Origin of the sequence: Acinetobacter sp. UBA6571, from assembly GCF_002434085.1 — a bacterium.
Lineage (GTDB): Bacteria > Pseudomonadota > Gammaproteobacteria > Pseudomonadales > Moraxellaceae > Acinetobacter > Acinetobacter radioresistens.
The window spans coordinates 116,043-134,843 of the sequence record NZ_DJJJ01000067.1; the positions used below are offsets into that span (position 1 = coordinate 116,043).

16 protein-coding genes and 1 tRNA gene are annotated in these 18,801 nt (G+C 43.2%); 8 read left to right on the forward strand and 9 right to left on the reverse strand.

All coding sequences use genetic code 11. The annotated features are described in order from the left end of the window. Nucleotides 1–939, forward strand: a complete 939-nt coding sequence (locus tag B3X18_RS15125) for a glycosyltransferase family 2 protein (RefSeq protein WP_034685951.1) — start codon at nt 1–3, stop codon at nt 937–939. Here B3X18_RS15125 and B3X18_RS15130 read toward each other — a convergent pair. The 6 genes from B3X18_RS15130 to B3X18_RS15155 form a co-directional block, all read right to left on the reverse strand. Beyond that, nucleotides 936–1,742, reverse strand: a complete 807-nt coding sequence (locus tag B3X18_RS15130; protein ID WP_034685949.1) for a polysaccharide deacetylase family protein — start codon at nt 1,740–1,742, stop codon at nt 936–938. The two genes, B3X18_RS15125 and B3X18_RS15130, sit on opposite strands and share 4 nt — an antisense overlap. A gap of 13 nt (nt 1,743–1,755) precedes the next feature. Beyond that, nucleotides 1,756–2,646, reverse strand: coding sequence for a mitochondrial fission ELM1 family protein (locus B3X18_RS15135; protein WP_034685948.1), 891 nt, complete (start codon nt 2,644–2,646; stop codon nt 1,756–1,758). Nucleotides 2,647–2,709: 63 nt separating this feature from the next. Then, complete coding sequence (locus B3X18_RS15140; protein WP_005023402.1) at nt 2,710–3,636, reverse strand: branched-chain amino acid transaminase; 927 nt, start codon at nt 3,634–3,636, stop codon at nt 2,710–2,712. A 26-nt stretch (nt 3,637–3,662) separates the two neighbouring features. Next, nucleotides 3,663–6,413 carry a bifunctional [glutamate--ammonia ligase]-adenylyl-L-tyrosine phosphorylase/[glutamate--ammonia-ligase] adenylyltransferase gene (gene glnE, locus B3X18_RS15145; protein WP_017400727.1) on the reverse strand — a complete coding sequence of 917 codons (2,751 nt, stop codon included), beginning with the start codon at nt 6,411–6,413 and terminating at the stop codon, nt 3,663–3,665. Between the two features lie 63 nt (nt 6,414–6,476). Next, nucleotides 6,477–7,754 carry a sensor histidine kinase gene (locus B3X18_RS15150; RefSeq protein ID WP_005023400.1) on the reverse strand — a complete coding sequence of 426 codons (1,278 nt, stop codon included), beginning with the start codon at nt 7,752–7,754 and terminating at the stop codon, nt 6,477–6,479. 202 nt (nt 7,755–7,956) lie between these two features. Continuing rightward, nucleotides 7,957–8,043 (reverse strand) — tRNA-Leu (locus tag B3X18_RS15155). 173 nt (nt 8,044–8,216) lie between these two features. Here B3X18_RS15155 and queA point away from each other — a divergent pair. From queA to secF, 7 genes are all read left to right on the forward strand, one after another. Next, nucleotides 8,217–9,257 carry a tRNA preQ1(34) S-adenosylmethionine ribosyltransferase-isomerase QueA gene (gene queA, locus B3X18_RS15160; RefSeq protein WP_005023399.1) on the forward strand — a complete coding sequence of 347 codons (1,041 nt, stop codon included), beginning with the start codon at nt 8,217–8,219 and terminating at the stop codon, nt 9,255–9,257. 6 nt (nt 9,258–9,263) lie between these two features. Beyond that, the gene (locus B3X18_RS15165) at nt 9,264–10,295 is read left to right on the forward strand and encodes a hypothetical protein (RefSeq protein WP_005023398.1); all 1,032 of its coding nucleotides are present in this window, start codon (nt 9,264–9,266) and stop codon (nt 10,293–10,295) included. Between the two features lie 21 nt (nt 10,296–10,316). Then, nucleotides 10,317–10,883 carry a LemA family protein gene (locus B3X18_RS15170; RefSeq protein WP_034675100.1) on the forward strand — a complete coding sequence of 189 codons (567 nt, stop codon included), beginning with the start codon at nt 10,317–10,319 and terminating at the stop codon, nt 10,881–10,883. Between the two features lie 154 nt (nt 10,884–11,037). Further along, entirely contained in the window at nt 11,038–12,168 is a 1,131-nt protein-coding gene (gene tgt / locus B3X18_RS15175; RefSeq protein WP_005023396.1) for a tRNA guanosine(34) transglycosylase Tgt, read from the forward strand. A gap of 105 nt (nt 12,169–12,273) precedes the next feature. Then, a complete protein-coding gene (yajC, locus tag B3X18_RS15180; protein WP_005016486.1) occupies nt 12,274–12,603 on the forward strand; it encodes a preprotein translocase subunit YajC in 330 nt (109 codons plus the stop codon). Between the two features lie 54 nt (nt 12,604–12,657). After that, nucleotides 12,658–14,559 (forward strand): protein translocase subunit SecD, encoded by a 1,902-nt coding sequence (gene secD / locus B3X18_RS15185; protein ID WP_005016490.1) that lies wholly within the window; start codon nt 12,658–12,660, stop codon nt 14,557–14,559. Nucleotides 14,560–14,567: 8 nt separating this feature from the next. Next, nucleotides 14,568–15,533: a protein translocase subunit SecF gene (secF, locus tag B3X18_RS15190; RefSeq protein WP_005404573.1), complete on the forward strand. Its 966-nt coding sequence runs from the start codon at nt 14,568–14,570 to the stop codon at nt 15,531–15,533. A 49-nt stretch (nt 15,534–15,582) separates the two neighbouring features. Here secF and B3X18_RS15195 read toward each other — a convergent pair whose 3' ends face one another. The 3 genes from B3X18_RS15195 to bamB all read right to left on the reverse strand — a co-directional run. Continuing rightward, a complete protein-coding gene (locus B3X18_RS15195) occupies nt 15,583–16,215 on the reverse strand; it encodes a 4'-phosphopantetheinyl transferase family protein (RefSeq protein WP_005023395.1) in 633 nt (210 codons plus the stop codon). Between the two features lie 106 nt (nt 16,216–16,321). Then, the gene (gene der / locus B3X18_RS15200) at nt 16,322–17,731 is read right to left on the reverse strand and encodes a ribosome biogenesis GTPase Der (protein WP_005016493.1); all 1,410 of its coding nucleotides are present in this window, start codon (nt 17,729–17,731) and stop codon (nt 16,322–16,324) included. 168 nt (nt 17,732–17,899) lie between these two features. Continuing rightward, a partial coding sequence (bamB, locus tag B3X18_RS15205) for an outer membrane protein assembly factor BamB (protein ID WP_286935804.1) occupies nt 17,900–18,801 on the reverse strand: 902 nt, incomplete at its 5' end.

The following is an 18,801-nucleotide window of genomic DNA, read 5'->3' on the forward strand; positions in this document are numbered from 1 at the left end:
ATGATTTCAGTCATCCTCACTCATTATAATAAAGGTTTATTACTCAATAGAACCATTGAATCACTACAACCGCAAGATAAAAATTTACATGAAATTATTGTGGTAGATGACTGCTCTACAGACCCACAATGGAGCAAAAACAGTAAATATCTAATAGAGACTTATCCAAAAATCAAAATCATTCAAAATACAGATAATAAAGGTCCAGCTGTTCGCTTAAATCAAGGTGCATTTTCTGCAACTGGCGATTATCTATTTTTCATGGATGCTGATGATATTTTAGCACCTAATCGTCTCAATATGTTTTTAGCAGAAATGCAAAAGCAAAATGCCGATTTATGTTATGCAGAAAAGGTGAAAATTCACGATCTAAATGAAATTCAGAGGCATACTCTTGCAACATGGCAATCTAGCACAACACCTTTAAATTATGTACTTGAAAATAATATTATGCAGATGTGCGTTATGTGTACACGTGAATTATTTCAAAAGTCTAAAGGTTGCAATGAAAATATATTTATTCAAGATGAATCATTAGCTTTGAACTTATCCAAATATTCAAAAAAAATAATCTCTAGTGACTTACATAGTGTTTTTGTTATTTTAGATGTGACTGAAACAAAATCTATTCGTGGGGAAAACCGCCTATCCCGCCATCTAGAACAACAACACCATGATATGTTCTTCACAATTGATGATTTTATCCGAGACTATCCAGATATTGCTGAACAAAATAAAAAACTACTGATCAAAAAAGCAATTTCAACCTATTGGAAAAGTATACGCCACACACCCCAGCGAAAATTTTCAGACTTCGTCATTTACTTAACAAGTCATCTTCATCCAATTCAAACATGGAACAAACATCGGATGAAGCTTACAACTTACTTCAATCAATTAGATCATGTAAGGAAAATTAATAGCAGAGAAAGCAATTAAGCCCGCTTCCCCAATTTCATTCGTAATTTAAAAGCAAATAATGAATCTTTTCCGCTTATTTTAATACGTTGCAACTGCATAAAATCAGGCACTTTTCCATCTATGCCTTCTTGTGTTGTTACGGCATTACTATATCCTGCTTGCTCTGCTAAACGCACATCGCGCTCAGAATAAATACCGAAAGGATAGGCAAAACTATTTACAGATTTTTGTGTTAACTGCTCTAGCTGAGTTTTCGAATCAACCAGCTCATGTAAACATTCTTCATCATTCAGCTTATCCAAATTGGCATGTGTTAGCGTATGAGAACCTATTTCCACCAAACCAGAATTTGCTAAAAACTGCACTTGCTCATCATTAAGCTTTGGTTCACGCGCCAGCTCACCACTGTTATGGTGGGCTTTCTTATATGTTGACCAATCTCGATCATGCCGGTCTACCACTACATAAATCGTAGCTTTAGCTTGATGTTTTTCTAAAATTTGAAAAGCATTTTCCAAGTTATCTAAATAGCCATCATCAAAGGTAATCGCAACTGTTTTTTCTGGGTGATTCCCCCAATTATCCTGCAGTTCCTGCATAGTTACAAAATTAAAACCCTCTGCTTTAAGCCATGCTATTTGCTTTTTAAACTCAATAGGTTTAACCCGCAATTTATTAAACTTGGCACCATCAATATGCTCACGCACCATGTGATACATTAATATACGTGGTCTATTCCAATCTATTGCTGGCTTCCACCATGCGTACTTATAACTGAATGCGAACAACAATATAAATAAAACAATCAGAATATAAATCACGATTCAATCACAGCTACTTGATTAAAAGATATGTTGCCACACGCTCCGCTTCTTTAAAAGCAGGCGTAGAATATAATTCAGCAATTTGTCTAGCATTCGATACAAGTTTTTGATCAAGCAAGTGTTGTACCGAACGCGTAATCCGATCCTCTTTCACACGATCTATCTGAATAAGCCCTACTTTACAACCTGCGGTGAGTGCCTCGTACATCATAGATACGCTATCTTCAGTCACCCATACTGCTTCCGCTTTTTGCATCTCTTCAAAAATCCAACCCTGCGGCGTTTCTTCAACTGGGAAAATTTGCAATTGTGAAGCAAAACTTTGCTGAGCCAATGTCGCTAAAAAATCAGCAGGTGTACGCCTAGAACTTGTCAAAATAATGTCACACTGCATATTCTGCTGCACGATCTGCCCAATCGCAGACAACACCTTATCTGCATTCCAAACATGCCGTTTAGATGAACCACCTAATGCAATCAAAATACGGTTTGCTATGTGTCGCTGCTCATTTTCAATTGGATTCAGCGCACCTTGTGTAACAATCACATTGCCCTGTTCAGTAACACCATCATGTTCAGGAATAATCACATGATCAAACCAAGACAATGGAAAATTTGGCTTCATTAAAATGACAGTTTTCGCTTGCGGAAAAACCTTGCCCATCAAAAAAACACGGAATTGCGTATGACTGCCTACCCCAACAATATAATCTGGTGGCTGCGATACTGCTGCAAGTTTTTGTTTCTTATATGCGGCCAACAAACTCAACAGTGCTAACTGATCAATCGAAATTTCTTCAAAAGTGAGCTCAATATCTGTTTGCTTTTGCATTGCCTTAAAAAGACCTAATGCCTGAGAGCGATGACCAGCCTTGCCATCACTCACATATACAATATGCATAACCCAATTCCATAATAAAAAAAGGCGAAATAAAATTTCGCCTTTTAATCATATCGGCTTTACTTATTTTACGTAAGTTAACCAGTGTGCATATTTCGGATCTTTACCCTGCACTGCATTAAAGAATGTACTCTGGATCTGTTCAGTGATTGGCCCACGTGCACCACAACCAATCTCACGGTCATCATATTCACGGATTGGTGTAACTTCAGCTGCAGTACCGGTGAAGAATGCTTCATCAGCAATATAGAATTCATCACGGGTAATACGACGTTCTACCACGTCATAGCCTAAATCCTTAGCAATTGTAATGACGGTCTGACGGGTAATACCATCCAATGCTCCACCCGCAATATCCGGAGTGTGCAACACACCATCCTTAACCAGGAAAACATTTTCCCCTGAACCCTGACATACATAGCCTTGCGGGTCCATCAGCATAGCTTCATCATAGCCTGAATGTGCTACTTCCTGGTGCGCAAGAATAGACAGCGTATAGTTACCCGAAGCCTTGGCCTTACACATGGTCACATTCGGATGATGGTGAGTAAAGGAAGAAGTTTTTACACGAATACCTTTAGCCATTGCCTCTTCACCCAGGTAAGCACCCCAGCCCCAAGCTGCAACTGCCGCATGAATCGTATTATTGGTTGCAGCAATACCAAGTTTTTCAGAACCAATCCAGATTAATGGACGTAAATAGCAAGATGCCAGCTTATTTTCACGAACCACATCGATTTGCGCCTGCTCTAATGTTGCCTGATCAAATGGAACTTTCATCTGATAAATTTTTGCAGAGTTTAACAAGCGCTTGGTGTGGTCCTGTAGACGAAAAATGGCTGTGCCTTGTGGAGTTTCATATGCCCGGACGCCCTCAAACACGCCCATACTATAGTGTAAAGTATGAGTCAGGACGTGAATTTTTGCATCACGCCAGTCAACCAGTTGTCCATCTTGCCAAATAAAACCATCACGATCAGCCAAATTCATGGCACACACTCCAAATTTTTACACAGTCAGTCACTATCCAAAGCAAGTATTGCTGTGGGATCTATTAATCTTTGCCATAACTTGCAAACGATCTCGCGGGTATCGTGCCATTCCGCAGCATTGACTTGCATGGATTGATTTGCAAGTGCTAAACGGTGGCTCTCGGCTCGTTCACTGAGATAAGCCTGAATCAGTGCTGTTGCATCGTCACTGGATAAGTAACCGGCTTTCGCAGCATCTTCTAGGATTCTTACATTGTCGGAATAGTGAGCGAGATCCGGTTTCGCCCCACCCCATGCCAACACAATATACTGTGCCATAAATTCGATATCAACGATACCACCCGCATCCTGTTTTAAATGAAAAATTCCACCTTTTTTCTGTTCTTTGGAAGAACCCAGGTGGGCTTTCATCTTCTGACGCATTTTTAAAACTTCAGTACGCACAAATTTTTCATCACGCGGCAGAGTTAAAATACGGCAGCGTAACGCCTCAAATTTTTGTCGTAAACTGTCATCCCCAGCAATCGAACGGGCCCGAACCAATGCCTGATGCTCCCAAAGCCAGGCATTTTTTAATTGATATTGTTCAAAGGCTTTTAAACTGGTCACCAGCAGACCAGCTTCTCCAGAAGGGCGTAACCGTGTATCTACTTCATATACTCGTCCATCTAGGGTCTGAGTCGTCATAAGAGATATAAATTTTTGCCCTACTCGCATGGCAAACTCGAAACCGCTGATAGGTCTCAGGCCATCTGTATCCGCCTGTTCGCTCATATAATGAATAAACACCAGATCCAGATCTGAGCCATAACCCAGCTCAATACCACCGACTTTACCATAACCCACCACAGAAAATCCGAGATAGTCCAAGGAGCAGCGTCGTCCGTCAGCGTCTAGTGGATAACCATGTTTTTTTGCCACGATCTGATAGGCCAGATTCAATGCAGCAATAATAGAAACTTCAGCAATGTCTGTCAGGGCATCAGATACTTTCATAAGCGGACTTTCTGCCAGTACATCGCTGGCTGCTACAGCCAAGACATTAGATTTTTTAAACAGGCGCAAGGCCCGCATCTGGTCTTCAACCTGCTCAAGCTCAATGCGTATGAGCTGCTGCCGTAGTGAATCTTCAAGATCACGGCGTTTGGGCAACTCGAAGTCCATTGTGAGAAACTCATCCAGCAATACCGGGTAATGAGTCAGCTCCTCCAGTATCCATGGACTCACTGTGGCCATCTTTACCAAACGCTGTAATGCTCCCTTACTTTCAATCAGCATTACCAGATAAACCGTACGGCGCATTACAGATTCAATTAAAGGCATTAAACGTAGTAATGCAACTTGTGGTTTATCCGACTGTAATACTGCATCGACCAGATAAGGCCAAAAAGTTTTTAAACGTTGAACGGCCTTAGCTGGTAACTTATTCAAGGCGTGGCCATGCCAAAACTCATGAATCAGCTTTTGTGCATTGGAATCAAGCACACTCTCCAGCTCTTCTTCGAGATGCTGAAAGTTCTCTACTGGTGCTTCCCTGTCACGCTCCTGAATCAGATGTGCAAACTGGTAAGAGACTTTAGACCGTTTCTGATTAAGGACTTCCAGAAAACTCTCCCAGCTATCAAAGCCCAAGGTATCAATCAATCGCTGCCGCAGCTCCGGCTCAGTCGGCAGGGACTGGGTCTGCTGATCATTCAGTGCCTGAATGGCGTGTTCCAGACGACGCAGAAACAGATAGGCATCTTCCAGATCCGCTACAGCTTCTGGCTCAAGCAGACCTGATTCGCTCAGATGCGTCAAATTTGCCAGACACTGGCGTTCCTGTAGTTCAAGTTTGGAACCACCATAAATCAGCTGAAAAACCTGCACAATAAATTCAACTTCACGGATACCACCGGCACCGAGTTTAATATCGTCTTCGATATTGCGGCGCATGACTTCACGTTCAATCATGACCTTCATTTCACGCATGGCCTGAAACGCAGTGTAATCGACATAACGCCGAAACACGAAAGGACGGGTCATTTCCAGTAACTCTTCGCCCGCCCTTCCACCAGACACAATACGGGCCTTGATCCAGGCATAGCGCTCCCATTCACGCCCATGCTGGCTTAAATATTTTTCTAATCCTGCATGGCTAATGGCCAGTGCCGAACCATCTCCCCAGGGACGTAAGCGCATATCTACACGAAAGACGAAACCCTCAGCAGTGATATGCTCCAGCAAATAAATAATTTTCTGGCCCCACGCAATACAGAACTGTTGTACATCAATACATTTACGGCCATTGGTCTCGCCTTGCTCATCAAAGGCAAAAATCAGGTCAATATCGCTCGACAGATTAAGTTCCTGTGCTCCCAGTTTTCCCATAGCAATAATAATCAGGTCCTGGACTTGGCCCGAATAACCGATTGGTTCGCCATGCTTTAATACCAGTGGAATACGGGCGAAGGCCTTTGCTGCACAAATACAGGCATCAGCAAAATCTGAGAGTTCTTGTGTAAGTGTAACTACATCAGTCAGGTGGTTAGCATCTTGCCAGATCCAGCGAAACATGAGACGAGCACGGAGTATTCGGATCGCTCGCATCCATGCGTGCTCATCCTGAATTGAGTCAAGTACAGAAGACACCCGATCTTTAATCTGTTCATGTGATAGCGGGGTTGCAAACTGATCTACAGTATAATCTTGTTCAAGTTCGTTTTGATAAAGACCTAGTATCTGTTCAGCATATTGACTGGCTCTTAAAGTCTTTTGCAACTGCTTCGCGTTCATAAACCACCCTTCACCTGTATTTATATGTAGTTATAACAGGTGAATTTGGCTTTAGGAAAATAATTATACTAAATTTGTAGTGCTGTCTGACTTCGCCATATCAAGTGGCAAAACCGTATGCTGGTCAGTTGCTTCCGGCAAAGTAACTTTGAAAGTAGTACCTTCACCTTCCTTAGACATGACACAAATTTCACCTTTATTCAGGTCTACAAACCGCTTACAGAGTGTCAATCCCAGACCTGTTCCTTTTTCACCCGCCGTACCTTTAAGGCTGACAGTAATCCGCGGCTGAAAAATATTCGCTATTTGTGCTTCAGACATACCTAGGCCGGTATCCCGGATATAAATTTCCACCCCATCTGGGCCGGGCTGTGCTTGAATGGTCACTTTACCCGTACCGTCCATTGGCGTGAATTTTAATGCATTTGATACCAGGTTCTGGATAATCGAAGTCAGCATATTAATATCTGCATATACCTTGAGATCATCCGGCACTTCATCAATTAACTGAATGTTTTTCTTAATCGCTAGTGTATTAAGTACATCACGAACAATTTTGGTGACCTGCTTTAAATTGAAGTTGATCGGATGATAGACAAACCGGCCGCCTTCTGCCATTGCCCAGTTGAGCAGGCTTTCTAAAAGGTTATAAGTCGACTGTGCAGTATCATAAAGATAATCTGCAATATTCTGGATACTGGAGTCGTCAAGCGTATTGCGCTCTTGTGACAATACTTCAGAGAAACCGAGCAACCCATGAAAAGGTGCACGCAGGTCATGTGCAATAATCTGGAAAAACTTGGTTTTACTAAAATTTAATGCCGATTGCTGTTCATATAATTCCTTAAGTTCAGCATGCTCGAATTTTAACTCTAAATAGCGAACCAGACGTTCACAGTAATCTTTAACTATCTCAATATCTTCATTTTCAAAAGGCTCAGAGCTGTCATCAAAAAACAGAATCTGTCCAATTGATTCTTTATCAGTCTTGAGCATATCAAAAGCAACCATGCGCTGATGCTCTACACCCAAGTGACGAATATGCTGACAAAAGCCGTGATAATCAGAATGTTGCTGGTCTATATAAGGTTGACTATTGAAATAAGGTCCTAAATCTGCATCAGGATGGCTATGAAAAAGTCTCATACCCTTTGAAGAAAGATACCAGATATAAGGCTCTGCCTTAAAAGTTAAAATAGCGTTTTTACTTCTTAAAATACGTCGAGCAAAACGTAAACAGGATTCCACCTGGTTATGCGGTTCGAAGATACCCAGTAATAACGATAATTTACAAGCACTGAGCTGATCAGCCTGATCTAACTCTAATAATTGTAATGTCATGCTCGCCTCATTAAAAATATTGTAGGTAATAACCGCAACTTCAGTAAAAATCAGTTAAAAATAAATCTTTATTAAACAATTAGCAAACTTTAGACATAGATACAACGGCAATAATAACAATTAAGAAACAAAACATGTTATATACTGGTAAATATTTGAAATAAAGGAAATTATAATAATAGATATTTGGATCTAATTATAGTGGTCCCGAGGGTCGGACTCGAACCGACACGTCATCTCTGACAGCGGATTTTGAGTCCGCCGCGTCTACCAATTTCACCACCTCGGGAAGAAGAGTGGGTGTGTGTATAATAGCGTCTTTCCAAATGTTGTCAATGTAAAGTACTGACTGTTTGCCTATTTTTAAATCACAATAAAAGCAATAGCTGAACAAAACCGTATTTTTTCCATCATTAATCAAAAAGCACTATACTAGGTACAATTTTTTAATTGTTTTGTGTCATGCAACTTTCTGACTTTTCTTTTAACCTCCCCGATGAATTAATTGCACGTTACCCTCTAGCACAGCGTAGTGCTTCAAGGCTTTTACACTTAAATAGTGAGGGCCAATATAGCGATCGTCACTTTACCGATATTCTGGAATTGTTTGAACCCGGTGATCTGCTGGTCCTGAATGATACCAAAGTTATGAAGGCTCGACTTAAAGGCAGGCGTGCAACTGGTGGAGCAGTTGAAATACTGGTAGAACGTATTTTTGATCAGACTATTGCCCACTGTCATATTAAAGCCAGTAATTCACCTAAAGCTGGTGCAGAGCTGTTTATTGGTGCAGATGAGGTTAAAGTCACTGTACAAGGCCGCCATGAGAACCTGTTCGTTGTCGAGTTTTCACAACCGATTTTGCAGGTCCTGGATCAGCACGGGCAATTACCCATTCCGCCTTATTTTAACCGTGAAGCAGAGGCGATTGACAGCGAGCGTTATCAGACGGTATTTCACGATCCAGAGAAAATTGCCAGTGTTGCTGCACCTACTGCCAGTCTGCATTTTGATGAAGTCCTTTTAAACAAATTATCAGAAAAAGGTGTACAGCAAGCATTTGTTACCCTGCATGTAGGCGCTGGTACTTTTTTACCTGTTCGTAGTATAGATATTGAAAATCATATTATGCACAGTGAATGGTGTGAAGTGCCCGAGAATACGGTAGAGCTGATTAAGCAAGTACAGGCTCGCGGTAATAAAGTTATTGCAGTAGGTACTACTGCTACACGTGCACTTGAAAGCGCAGCGCAGGCTCATAACGGTAAAATTGAGGCATGGACTGGAGATACCCAGATCTTTATTTATCCGGGTTATCAGTTCTGTGTAGTAGACCGGCTGATCACCAACTTTCATTTACCGGAGTCTACCCTGCTGATGCTGGTTTCAGCACTTTCAACACGTGATTATATTCTGGCAGCGTATGAGCATGCCGTAAGAGAGCATTACCGTTTCTTCAGTTATGGTGACGCCATGCTGATCGATAAAACAGTGAACAGGTAAATAGTTATGCCGGTTGAAACTGTTAAATATACGCTACGTATTCATCGCAAGATCAACCGGCAGGTTCTGGATAATATTGCCCGGCTGTGGCAAGTGGGCCAACAGGCAAAAACCTATCAGGATATTCTAGATGGACTCCATCCCTGGGGAGATCATCCTGGCCTGAAATTCAATAATGTATTACCTTTCATACTGCTCGTTATAGCAAGTGGCTTTACATTATTTGGAATATTTTTTATACAGCACAGCCTTATTGCCGGATTAAGCTTTTTAACTGCCTTTGTTTTGGGATTATTTGCCTATCTCTGTTATGAGTCGGATCAGCCACTCACTGAAGTGATTCAGTTTCTGGAACAGCAGATACTCGAGAAAAAATATCAGCTCAACTTTCAGGAATTACCCCCTCATTTTCCAGATTCTACGCAGCCTTTTTTCTTTATCGCCCGGCTTAAAAACCTGTTTCCTGTATTTCAGCAGGGTTCTGTATCAAATATGCTACCTGTATATGCCAGTACCACCTGGAAAGATCAACAGGGCCGAGAGCGGCCAATCATGCTTTTTCAGTACGATTTCATCAATGAAATAAAAATCGCCGGGCAGGATACACAGCAAGTAGCGGTACAAAGAACGCAGAAGACTTTATGGGGTATCTTTGTTTTTGAAGCTCCCACACTTGGGCTGGCAGTAACCACATCCAATAAAGAGTTTGGTGCTCCGTATAGCTCTGCCTGGTATAGCAGTGACCTACAGATTAACCAGAAATTACGTATTTATGGTCTTGAACCGCTTGAGCTCGCTAAAACCATGACTCCAGCTATGACTTTACGTTTAGATCAGTTCTTTACACAACATTCTGGCGAGCTGCTGTTTCATCATGAACATCATATAATGTGCTTTTTAAACCGGCAGAACCTTTTTAAAATTCATACAAAAGCGCAAAATAGAGAAGATATCTCCAGTTTGCGCGGGCACCTGCGAACATTGCGTTTAGGCGCCTATGAAAAACTGCTAAATAACTTAGAGCAACTTTTACAATAAATAGACTTGAGGAAAATAATGATGGGGTTAGGGCTCTTTATTTTATTTTTTGTGGTTTTGATCATTGCAGTGATCTATATCCGGAACTCGATTGTCCGGCATTATAATGCTGCGCAGCGCGCCTGGGCAGATGTAGCCACCTATGAACGGCAGAAAGTCAAGGTTCTTGACGGACTGGTCCCACTAGTCGAACAATACGCAGGCTTTGAAAAAAGTACCTTAGAGCGGGTTACCGAACTACGTCAGCAGATTATGCAACTTAATCTTAAAAGCACTGATATCTCTCAGCTACAACGGGTAGAAAGCTTGAGTCATGAACTCATGCGTAATCTGAATGTTATAGTTGAGAACTATCCTGAGCTTAAAGCTAATGAAATTTATCTGCGCATGATGAATGAAATTGATGAGCAAAATGAAAATGTCAGTGCCGCTATCAGTATTTTTAACCGTAATGTGGAACTGTTTAATAATCATATCCAGATATTTCCGAATAATATGATCAATACGCTGACTACAGGTAAAAAGGCTATTCGCCCGTTTCGCGACCAGTCTACCCTGCAAAACTTTGACTATCGTCCAAACTTTTAAATACGCACCGCTTTGCAACATATCGGTCTGTCTAGTTTTTCATATGCTGCGGCTACATTTAACAGTAGAACTCCATGACAGAATCAAGGACAATAGACCTCTTTTTTATTTTGCACATCAGCGAACTGTTTTTTCGCCTTGATTTGGACATGGTATGAAGTTTGAAAAATTGGGTCAGTCGGGTCGTGCCCGCCGTGGCCGTTTAACACTTGAACATGGGGTGGTTGAAACACCGGTATTTATGCCAGTGGGTACTTACGGTACTGTTAAAGGCATGCTTCCACGTGATATTGAAGAAATTCAGGCACAAATCATTTTAGGAAACACCTTTCACTTGTATTTGCGTCCAGGCCTGGATGTTGTAAAAGAACACGGCGGTCTGCACGAATTTATTAAGTGGGATAAGCCTATTTTAACTGACTCTGGTGGCTTTCAGGTATTTAGTCTGGGCGCCATGCGCAAAATCAAAGAAGAAGGTGTGACTTTTCGCTCACCTATTGACGGCTCAAAAGTTTTTCTCTCACCTGAAGTTTCTATGGAAATTCAGAAAGTTCTGAACTCCGATATTGTCATGATTTTTGATGAATGTACGCCTTATCCAGCGACCCATGAAGAAGCGCAGAAATCATTGCAGCTGTCTTTACGCTGGGCTAAACGTTGCAAGACCCACCATCATGAAGTTCTGGACAATAAAAATGCGTTGTTCGGTATTATTCAGGGTGGCATGTATGAAGATCTTCGGGATGAATCACTAGAAGGCCTGCTTGAAATCGGGTTTGATGGCTATGCAATTGGTGGCTTATCTGTTGGTGAGCCGAAAGAAGAGATGATCAAAGTGCTGGATTATCTTCCTAACAGAATGCCGCATGATAAACCTCGCTACCTCATGGGTGTTGGTAAACCTGAAGATATTGTTGAAGGTATCCGCCGTGGGGTTGATATGTTTGACTGTGTCATGCCTACCCGAAATGCGCGGAACGGTCATTATTTTGTGACAGATGGTCTGGTCCGTATTCGCAACAGCAAATACCGTCATGATCAGAGCCCGCTTGACCCGCACTGTGACTGCTATACCTGCAAGAATTTTACCCGGGCTTATCTGTTCCACCTCGAGAAATGTGGTGAAATGCTGGGCTCCATGCTAGGAACCATTCATAACCTGCGCTATTACCAGCGCTTCACTCAAGACATCCGTGATGCACTCGACAATGATACCTTTGAAGCTTTTGTTGAGGACTTCTATACACGTCGTGGAATGGAAGTACCGCCTTGCCCTGAAGATTGAGAAAGCAGTATTTGCGCTCAACAAAAAGACAAGGTAAATTGCAGGTCAACTCAATTTAAATGTCATGACAATGGCAACAGTTTTAATATTTAATAGGAAATCGACATGAGCTTTTTAATCTCTACTGCTCACGCTGCGCCGGCGGCTCAGCAAGGCCCGAGCATGATGGCTAACTTATTGATGATTGCAGTATTTATTGCAATTTTCTATTTCCTGATCTGGCGTCCACAGGCCAAACGTGCCAAAGAACACCGTACCCTCGTTGAAAGTCTGGGTGTAGGCAGTGAAGTGGTTTTTGCCGGTGGCTTGATGGGCCGTATTACCAAGCTTGAAGGCGATTTTGCAGTAGTAGAACTAAGCCGCGGTGTAGATGTAAAAATCCAGCGTGCTAGTGTCATTTCAGTTTTGCCTGAAGGCACCCTGAATAACCTTTAATCATAAAAACAGTCGTGCACCCCGCACGGCTTTTTCATTTTAAGAAGACAGCAAATGCGTTACCCTGCATGGAAATATCTGCTGATCCTGGTGGTTCTGGTGATCAGCACCCTGTACGCACTGCCTAGCTTGTATCCCGATGAACCGGCGGTCCAGATTTCTGGTGCAAAAGCCGGCACTCAAATTGATCAGAGTGTGATACAAAAAGCAGAGCAAATATTGAAAGAGGCAAACATTCCGTCTCATGACAATACCTTTACCAATAACGCTGCCCTATTGCGTGTAGACTCTACTGATGCACAACTCAAAGCAAAAGATGTGCTACGCCGCGCTCTGGGTGAAGAATACGTTGTGGCCCTGAATTTGGCGCCTACTACACCTGAGTGGCTACAGAAAATTGGCGCAAAACCAATGAAACTGGGCTTGGACTTGCGTGGTGGTGTACACTTCCTGTTAGAAGTGGATATGGATAAAGCCCTCTCACAGCGTATGGAAACATCCGCGACCGACTTGCGCCGTCAGCTTCGTGAAAATAATCTCAAGTTTAATAGCCTGACTCTGAATAATAATCAGATCAATCTCCAGTTTGCACAAAATGACGACCGTGAAGCTGTAATGGACTTTTTACGCCGCAATGGCAATGAGTTCACCCAGCAAGCACTGGCTAGCAGTACTGGTCCTATGTTGCGCCTCACGTATACTGATGCACGCAGACAGGAAATCCAGTCATATGCTGTTAACCAGAACTTAACCACACTGCGCAACCGTATTAACGAACTGGGGGTGGCGGAAGCACTGGTTCAGACCCAAGGCAGTAATCGTATCGTAGTCGACCTGCCAGGTGTACAGGACACAGCAGAAGCAAAACGGGTACTTGGCCGCACAGCTAACCTGGAGTTCCGCTTAGTTTCCGACTTAAATGATCAGTATATTGATCCCTATACCGGGAAATCTAATGGCCAGCCGTTACCTCCTGGTACAGAACTGTTTGCTTATGAATCGCTAGACAGCGGTCGCCAATTACTGTTACAGCGTAACCGTATCTTGACAGGTGAACGGGTCCAAAATGCCTCTTCAGGCTTTAGCCAGGATACAGGTGGTGCTGAAGTTAATATTACTTTAGACAGTGCTGGCGGCAAACTGATGGCAGATGCCACCCGTAATGCTGTGGGTAAACGCATGGCTGTACTGTTTATCGAAAACAAACAGCGTATCAGCTATGTCACTGATCCGGTTACCGGCACACAGACCGAAGTACGTACACCTTATGCAGAATCTGTAGTGATTAACGCTGCAACCATTCAGGCCGTACTAGGGTCGCAGTTCCGTATTACCGGACTCGATTCTCCACAAGAAGCGTCTGAACTGGCACTTATGCTACGTGCAGGTGCACTTGCTGCTCCAATGTACTTTGTTGAAGAGCGTGTAGTTGGCCCGTCACTAGGTCAGGAAAATATCGACAAGGGTGTGCTTTCTACTCAAATCGGTTTCTTGCTGGTCGCTATCTGGATGGTGGTCTTCTTCCGTTTATTTGGTCTGATTGCCAACTTTGCTTTGGTTTTTAACCTGGCAATGACTTTAAGCATCATGTCATGGATTGGTGCCGCACTAACCTTGCCGGGTATTGCAGGTATTGTTATTACAATCGGTATGGCCGTCGATGCGAACGTACTGATCTGTGAGCGAATCAGAGAAGAAATGAAATGGGGGGCCTCGCCCAAACAGGCCATTGTGGCAGGTTATGATCGAGCCTATAACACCATTTTTGACTCAAACCTGACCACCTTCCTCGTCGCCTTTATCCTATTTGCGATCGGTACTGGTCCAATCAAAGGTTTTGCTGTAACACTCATGATTGGTATTGCCTGTTCGATGTTTACTGCAATTACGGTAACGCGTGCGATCGTACAGATCATTTATGGCAAGCGTCGTAACTTGAAGAAGTTGAGCATTTAAGGAGATCGATGATGACTGAGAATACTCAACCAAAGCAAAAACAGTACGGCCGTCCTGATAATGAGCGCGTTATCGACTTTATGAAAATTGCCTTACCGGCAGCTATTATTTCGATAATCCTTACTGTCGGTAGCCTGTTTTTTATCGTTACTAAAGGCCTAAATCTCGGGCTGGACTTTACAGGCGGTATCTCTGCCGAGCTGAACTATAAACAGGCAGCCAATCAGGGAGAAGTTATCCGTGCGTTAAATGATGCCGGTTTTAAAGATGCAGTTGTACAAACCTTGGGAAGCAATAGTGATCTCTTGATACGTATGCCCGCACAAGACATAAATGTTGAAGACCTCAACAGTACCTTGACTAAAGCAGCCCAACTGCCAAATAACCCTGCTGAAGTTAGCAAGATTGATTCGGTAGGGGGTCAGGTTGGTAATGAACTGTATGTACGCTCAGCAGGTGCAGTAGCGCTAGCACTTGTCCTGATGCTGATTTATGTCACCATCCGTTTTGAGTTTAAACTGGCAATCGGGGCAGTATTATCCTTGTTCCACGATATCATCGTGACAATCGGTATTTTTGCCATGATGCAGTGGCCATTTGACCTGACCGTACTGGCAGCACTTCTGGCACTTATCGGATTTTCGCTAAATGACAATATTGTAGTCTCTGACCGTATTCGGGAAAACTTCCGTAAAATTCGTGGTGCCGAGCCACGCGAGATTGTTAATATTGCGCTTACCGAAACCTTGCGCCGTACTGTTCACACCTCGATGACCCTGTTACTCGTGGTTATTGCCATGATGCTCATGGGTGGTGAAGGTCTACACTGGTTCTCTGTAGCCATGTTTGTAGGCGTATTTGTAGGTACTTATTCTTCTATTTATATTGGTACTTCATTTGCACTGTGGCGTGGTCTGAACCGTCAGGACTTTATCGTACAGGTAAAACCAGAGTTCGAGGATGAAATTCCATAATTTCATCCCGGAGCAATATTTCATTAAAGCCTATCTCCGGATAGGCTTTTTAATTCCGATAAATCTGAATACGCGGGAAAATAAATTCACCACAGCCCTGTCCGGTGCGCCAAGCGACGGTGATCAGGCTCTGGGCAACTTCAAAATGCTGGTAAGCAAAATACCCAAGAGATTCATGCTGCATCTGTGAGTTATCATACATGGGATGGACTCTGGTATTTATATCTTTCAGACTTAAACGGATGCCTAAACCACTGGCCTTTAAAATTGCTTCTTTCGCTGTCCAGACTTTAAACCAGTACAGCCTGTCTTTATCCATAGACTTCCAGGTTTGATATTCTTCTTCATGAAATGCATGTTGTGCCAAAGCATCCAGCTTTACTTGACGTTCCAGATCCTCAACATCAATTCCTATGTCCTGCTGCTCAGAACTGGTCACTAATGCATAGATTTTTTTACTATGGGTATGATTGATTGCCAGATTATGTTCTTTTAAGTACGGTTTACCGTGGCATGTACAAGCAAAACTTAAGGCAGTGATGGGCTGTCCCAGTATTTCACTCAGCAGACGATTTCGATAAGCGTAAATAGCCTGCTTACGCTGCTGGATTTGCTGGCGCAGTTCCTGTTGTGGATCAACCTGCTCGAAACGCTTCATAGCACAGATATCAACACGCAGCATATTTTATCCGGTTCACTAAATTAGAAGCAGTATAACGGTTCATGATTAAACAAAAAAACCCAAATTGAAATTTGGGTTTTTAAATTATGTTAAAGCACTATTTAGCTTAACGCTTGAATTTTTTCTCAGCTTTTTTAAATTTCTGGATATAACGACGGCGACGTGCAGCAGTACGCTCATCAAGCTGTGATTTACGTCCTTCGAATGGATTTTCTGAAGTTTTAAAATCGATTTTAACCGGTGTACCTTCAAGCTTATAAACTTTACGGAAAACATTTTCCAGATAACGGCGATAATCTGCAGGAGTCTTGTCGACCTTGTTACCGTGAATCACAATCGTTGGCGGATTTTGTCCACCCATATGAGCATAACGCATTTTAATCCGGCGGCCACCAACCATAGGTGGCTGATGTGCTTCGGTTGCATCATTAAGTATCTGTGTTAATTTAGCTGGTGATACTTTCAGGTGAGATGAATCATAAGCCCGATGGATTGAAGGATAAAGATCACCTACACCAGTACCATGTAATGCTGAAATCAGATGGATACGCGCCCAAGGAATAAAATCAAAACGGCGGTCTACATCCAGTTTACACTGCTTGCGATCATATTCAGACATGTTGTCCCATTTGTTGATCGCAATTACCATGGCCCGGCCAGCTTCAAGTGCATAACCGATCAGGTGTAGATCCTGCTCTACCACGCCCTCACGGGCATCGAGCACCACTACCACTACATGTGCATCTTTCATGGCTTGCAAAGTCTTTACTACCGAGAATTTCTCGATCATTTCATCGACTTTACCTTTACGGCGTACACCAGCAGTATCAATGAGAGTATATTGACGACCATCGCGCTCAAATGGAATATAGACTGAATCACGTGTAGTTCCAGGCTCATCATATGCAACTACGCGCTCTTCACCAAGCAACCGGTTAACCAGAGTAGATTTACCGACATTCGGACGGCCAATAATAGCCAGACGCAGGCCTGTAGCTTTATCATGTTCTTCCGGATTCTCATCTTCAGGTACATCTGCCAGCACTTCTTCCAGCATCTGTGCCACACCGCGACCATGACTTGCTGCAACATGCATGGGCTCACCAAGACCGAGTTTATAAAACTCGACCACAGCTGCTTCTGCATGTACGCCATCTACCTTATTGGCTACCAGAAAGACTTTTTTGCCAAGTGTGCGTAGTTCACGCGCAATCTGTTCATCAGAGGCCAATAGCCCCGCACGCGCATCAACTACAAAAATAATGAGATCGGCTTCATGAATTGCAGTTTTAGACTGCTCTGCCATGTAAGAATCAATTCCCTGTTCGCTTTCGCCAATACCGCCTGTATCGACTACGATAAAGGATTTGTTTTGATACACAGCATCGCCATATTTGCGGTCACGTGTTAGGCCGGCGAAGTCGGCTACAAGGGCATCACGGCTCTTGGTAATCTGGTTGAACAACGTTGATTTTCCGACGTTCGGACGACCAATGAGCGCAATTACGGGTTTCATAGATTAACCTTTATTCAAGATCAGCCAGTTGGTCTGGTCTGAACATCAGAAACTTTGGAAGAAAATAATAGATCACAGATCTAAATAAAAACACGGGGCATTGAAATTTCAATTACCCCGCGTTTCAAAAAATACGGTTGGGTTTATTTTAGCACAAGCAGAGAAGAATTAACGATTCTGCCAGACGCTTAACGCTCCCTTTCTGGTAGAAACGTAGAGCTGCCCATCAATTACCTGTAGTGAACGTACTTCGCCACCGGTTTTAGAGCGACCTACCAGTTGCCCAGAGGCTGGATCAATCAAATGTAATACACCATCCAGATCACCAACCACCAGCTCTTGACCAAGTATCACTGGATTACTTAAACGACGGTTGAGCAGGCTATCATTCTGCCAGAGCTGTTCACCTGTCGTGAGATTAAATGCCGTGACTTTACCATCGTTCTGTGCAACAAAAACCGTGTTGTTAAAAACTTCCGGACGCTGTGTACTGCTGGCATCTTCACTCCAGACTACCTGTTGTGATGCCAGATCAGTTACAGTAACTTGCCCCTGATAACTGGTCGTCACCAAAAACTGGCCAGCCATCACAGGATCACCATCAATATCAATCAGGCGCTGCACATCCGAGCGACCGCTACTGACCGCTACACGGCGCTGCATACGCGGCACACCCGTTAATACATCCAAAGCATAAATATAGGCATTAGATGAAGCAATCAGTACTGTACGCGGATCAGCAGAAACTGGGGCTGCCTGGCCACGCAGACTAAACTGTGCATTTGGCAACCGGTATGCCCAGACCTCTTGCCCAGAGGCCAGGTCATGTGCAAAGACATTCCCATCATTTGCCACAGTAATAACACGACCAGCTTGTATCAGTGAGGGGCTGAGTAAAGCCCCTGATAACTGCGCAGTCCATAATTGCTTGCCTGTTGCCTGTTCCAAGGCAAACAGCTGACCTTTACGGTTACCAACAATAACCACGCCATCAGCTGCCTCAGCTCCGGCACTTAACCCTTGCTTGCTGACACGAGTCTGCCAGAGACGCTGTTTACCACGAAAAGCTG

Coding starts and splice junctions, on each gene's coding strand:
- B3X18_RS15125 (WP_034685951.1), top strand. CDS start 1: ATGATTTCAGTCATCCTCACTCATTATAATAAAGGTTTATTACTCAAT.
- B3X18_RS15135 (WP_034685948.1), bottom strand. CDS start 2,646: ATGCATATTGTATATGTGAGTGATGGCAAGGCTGGTCATCGCTCTCAG.
- B3X18_RS15140 (WP_005023402.1), bottom strand. CDS start 3,636: ATGAATTTGGCTGATCGTGATGGTTTTATTTGGCAAGATGGACAACTG.
- glnE (WP_017400727.1), bottom strand. CDS start 6,413: ATGAACGCGAAGCAGTTGCAAAAGACTTTAAGAGCCAGTCAATATGCT.
- B3X18_RS15150 (WP_005023400.1), bottom strand. CDS start 7,754: ATGACATTACAATTATTAGAGTTAGATCAGGCTGATCAGCTCAGTGCT.
- queA (WP_005023399.1), top strand. CDS start 8,217: ATGCAACTTTCTGACTTTTCTTTTAACCTCCCCGATGAATTAATTGCA.
- B3X18_RS15165 (WP_005023398.1), top strand. CDS start 9,264: ATGCCGGTTGAAACTGTTAAATATACGCTACGTATTCATCGCAAGATC.
- B3X18_RS15170 (WP_034675100.1), top strand. CDS start 10,317: ATGGGGTTAGGGCTCTTTATTTTATTTTTTGTGGTTTTGATCATTGCA.
- tgt (WP_005023396.1), top strand. CDS start 11,038: ATGAAGTTTGAAAAATTGGGTCAGTCGGGTCGTGCCCGCCGTGGCCGT.
- yajC (WP_005016486.1), top strand. CDS start 12,274: ATGAGCTTTTTAATCTCTACTGCTCACGCTGCGCCGGCGGCTCAGCAA.
- secD (WP_005016490.1), top strand. CDS start 12,658: ATGCGTTACCCTGCATGGAAATATCTGCTGATCCTGGTGGTTCTGGTG.
- secF (WP_005404573.1), top strand. CDS start 14,568: ATGATGACTGAGAATACTCAACCAAAGCAAAAACAGTACGGCCGTCCT.
- B3X18_RS15195 (WP_005023395.1), bottom strand. CDS start 16,215: ATGCTGCGTGTTGATATCTGTGCTATGAAGCGTTTCGAGCAGGTTGAT.
- der (WP_005016493.1), bottom strand. CDS start 17,731: ATGAAACCCGTAATTGCGCTCATTGGTCGTCCGAACGTCGGAAAATCA.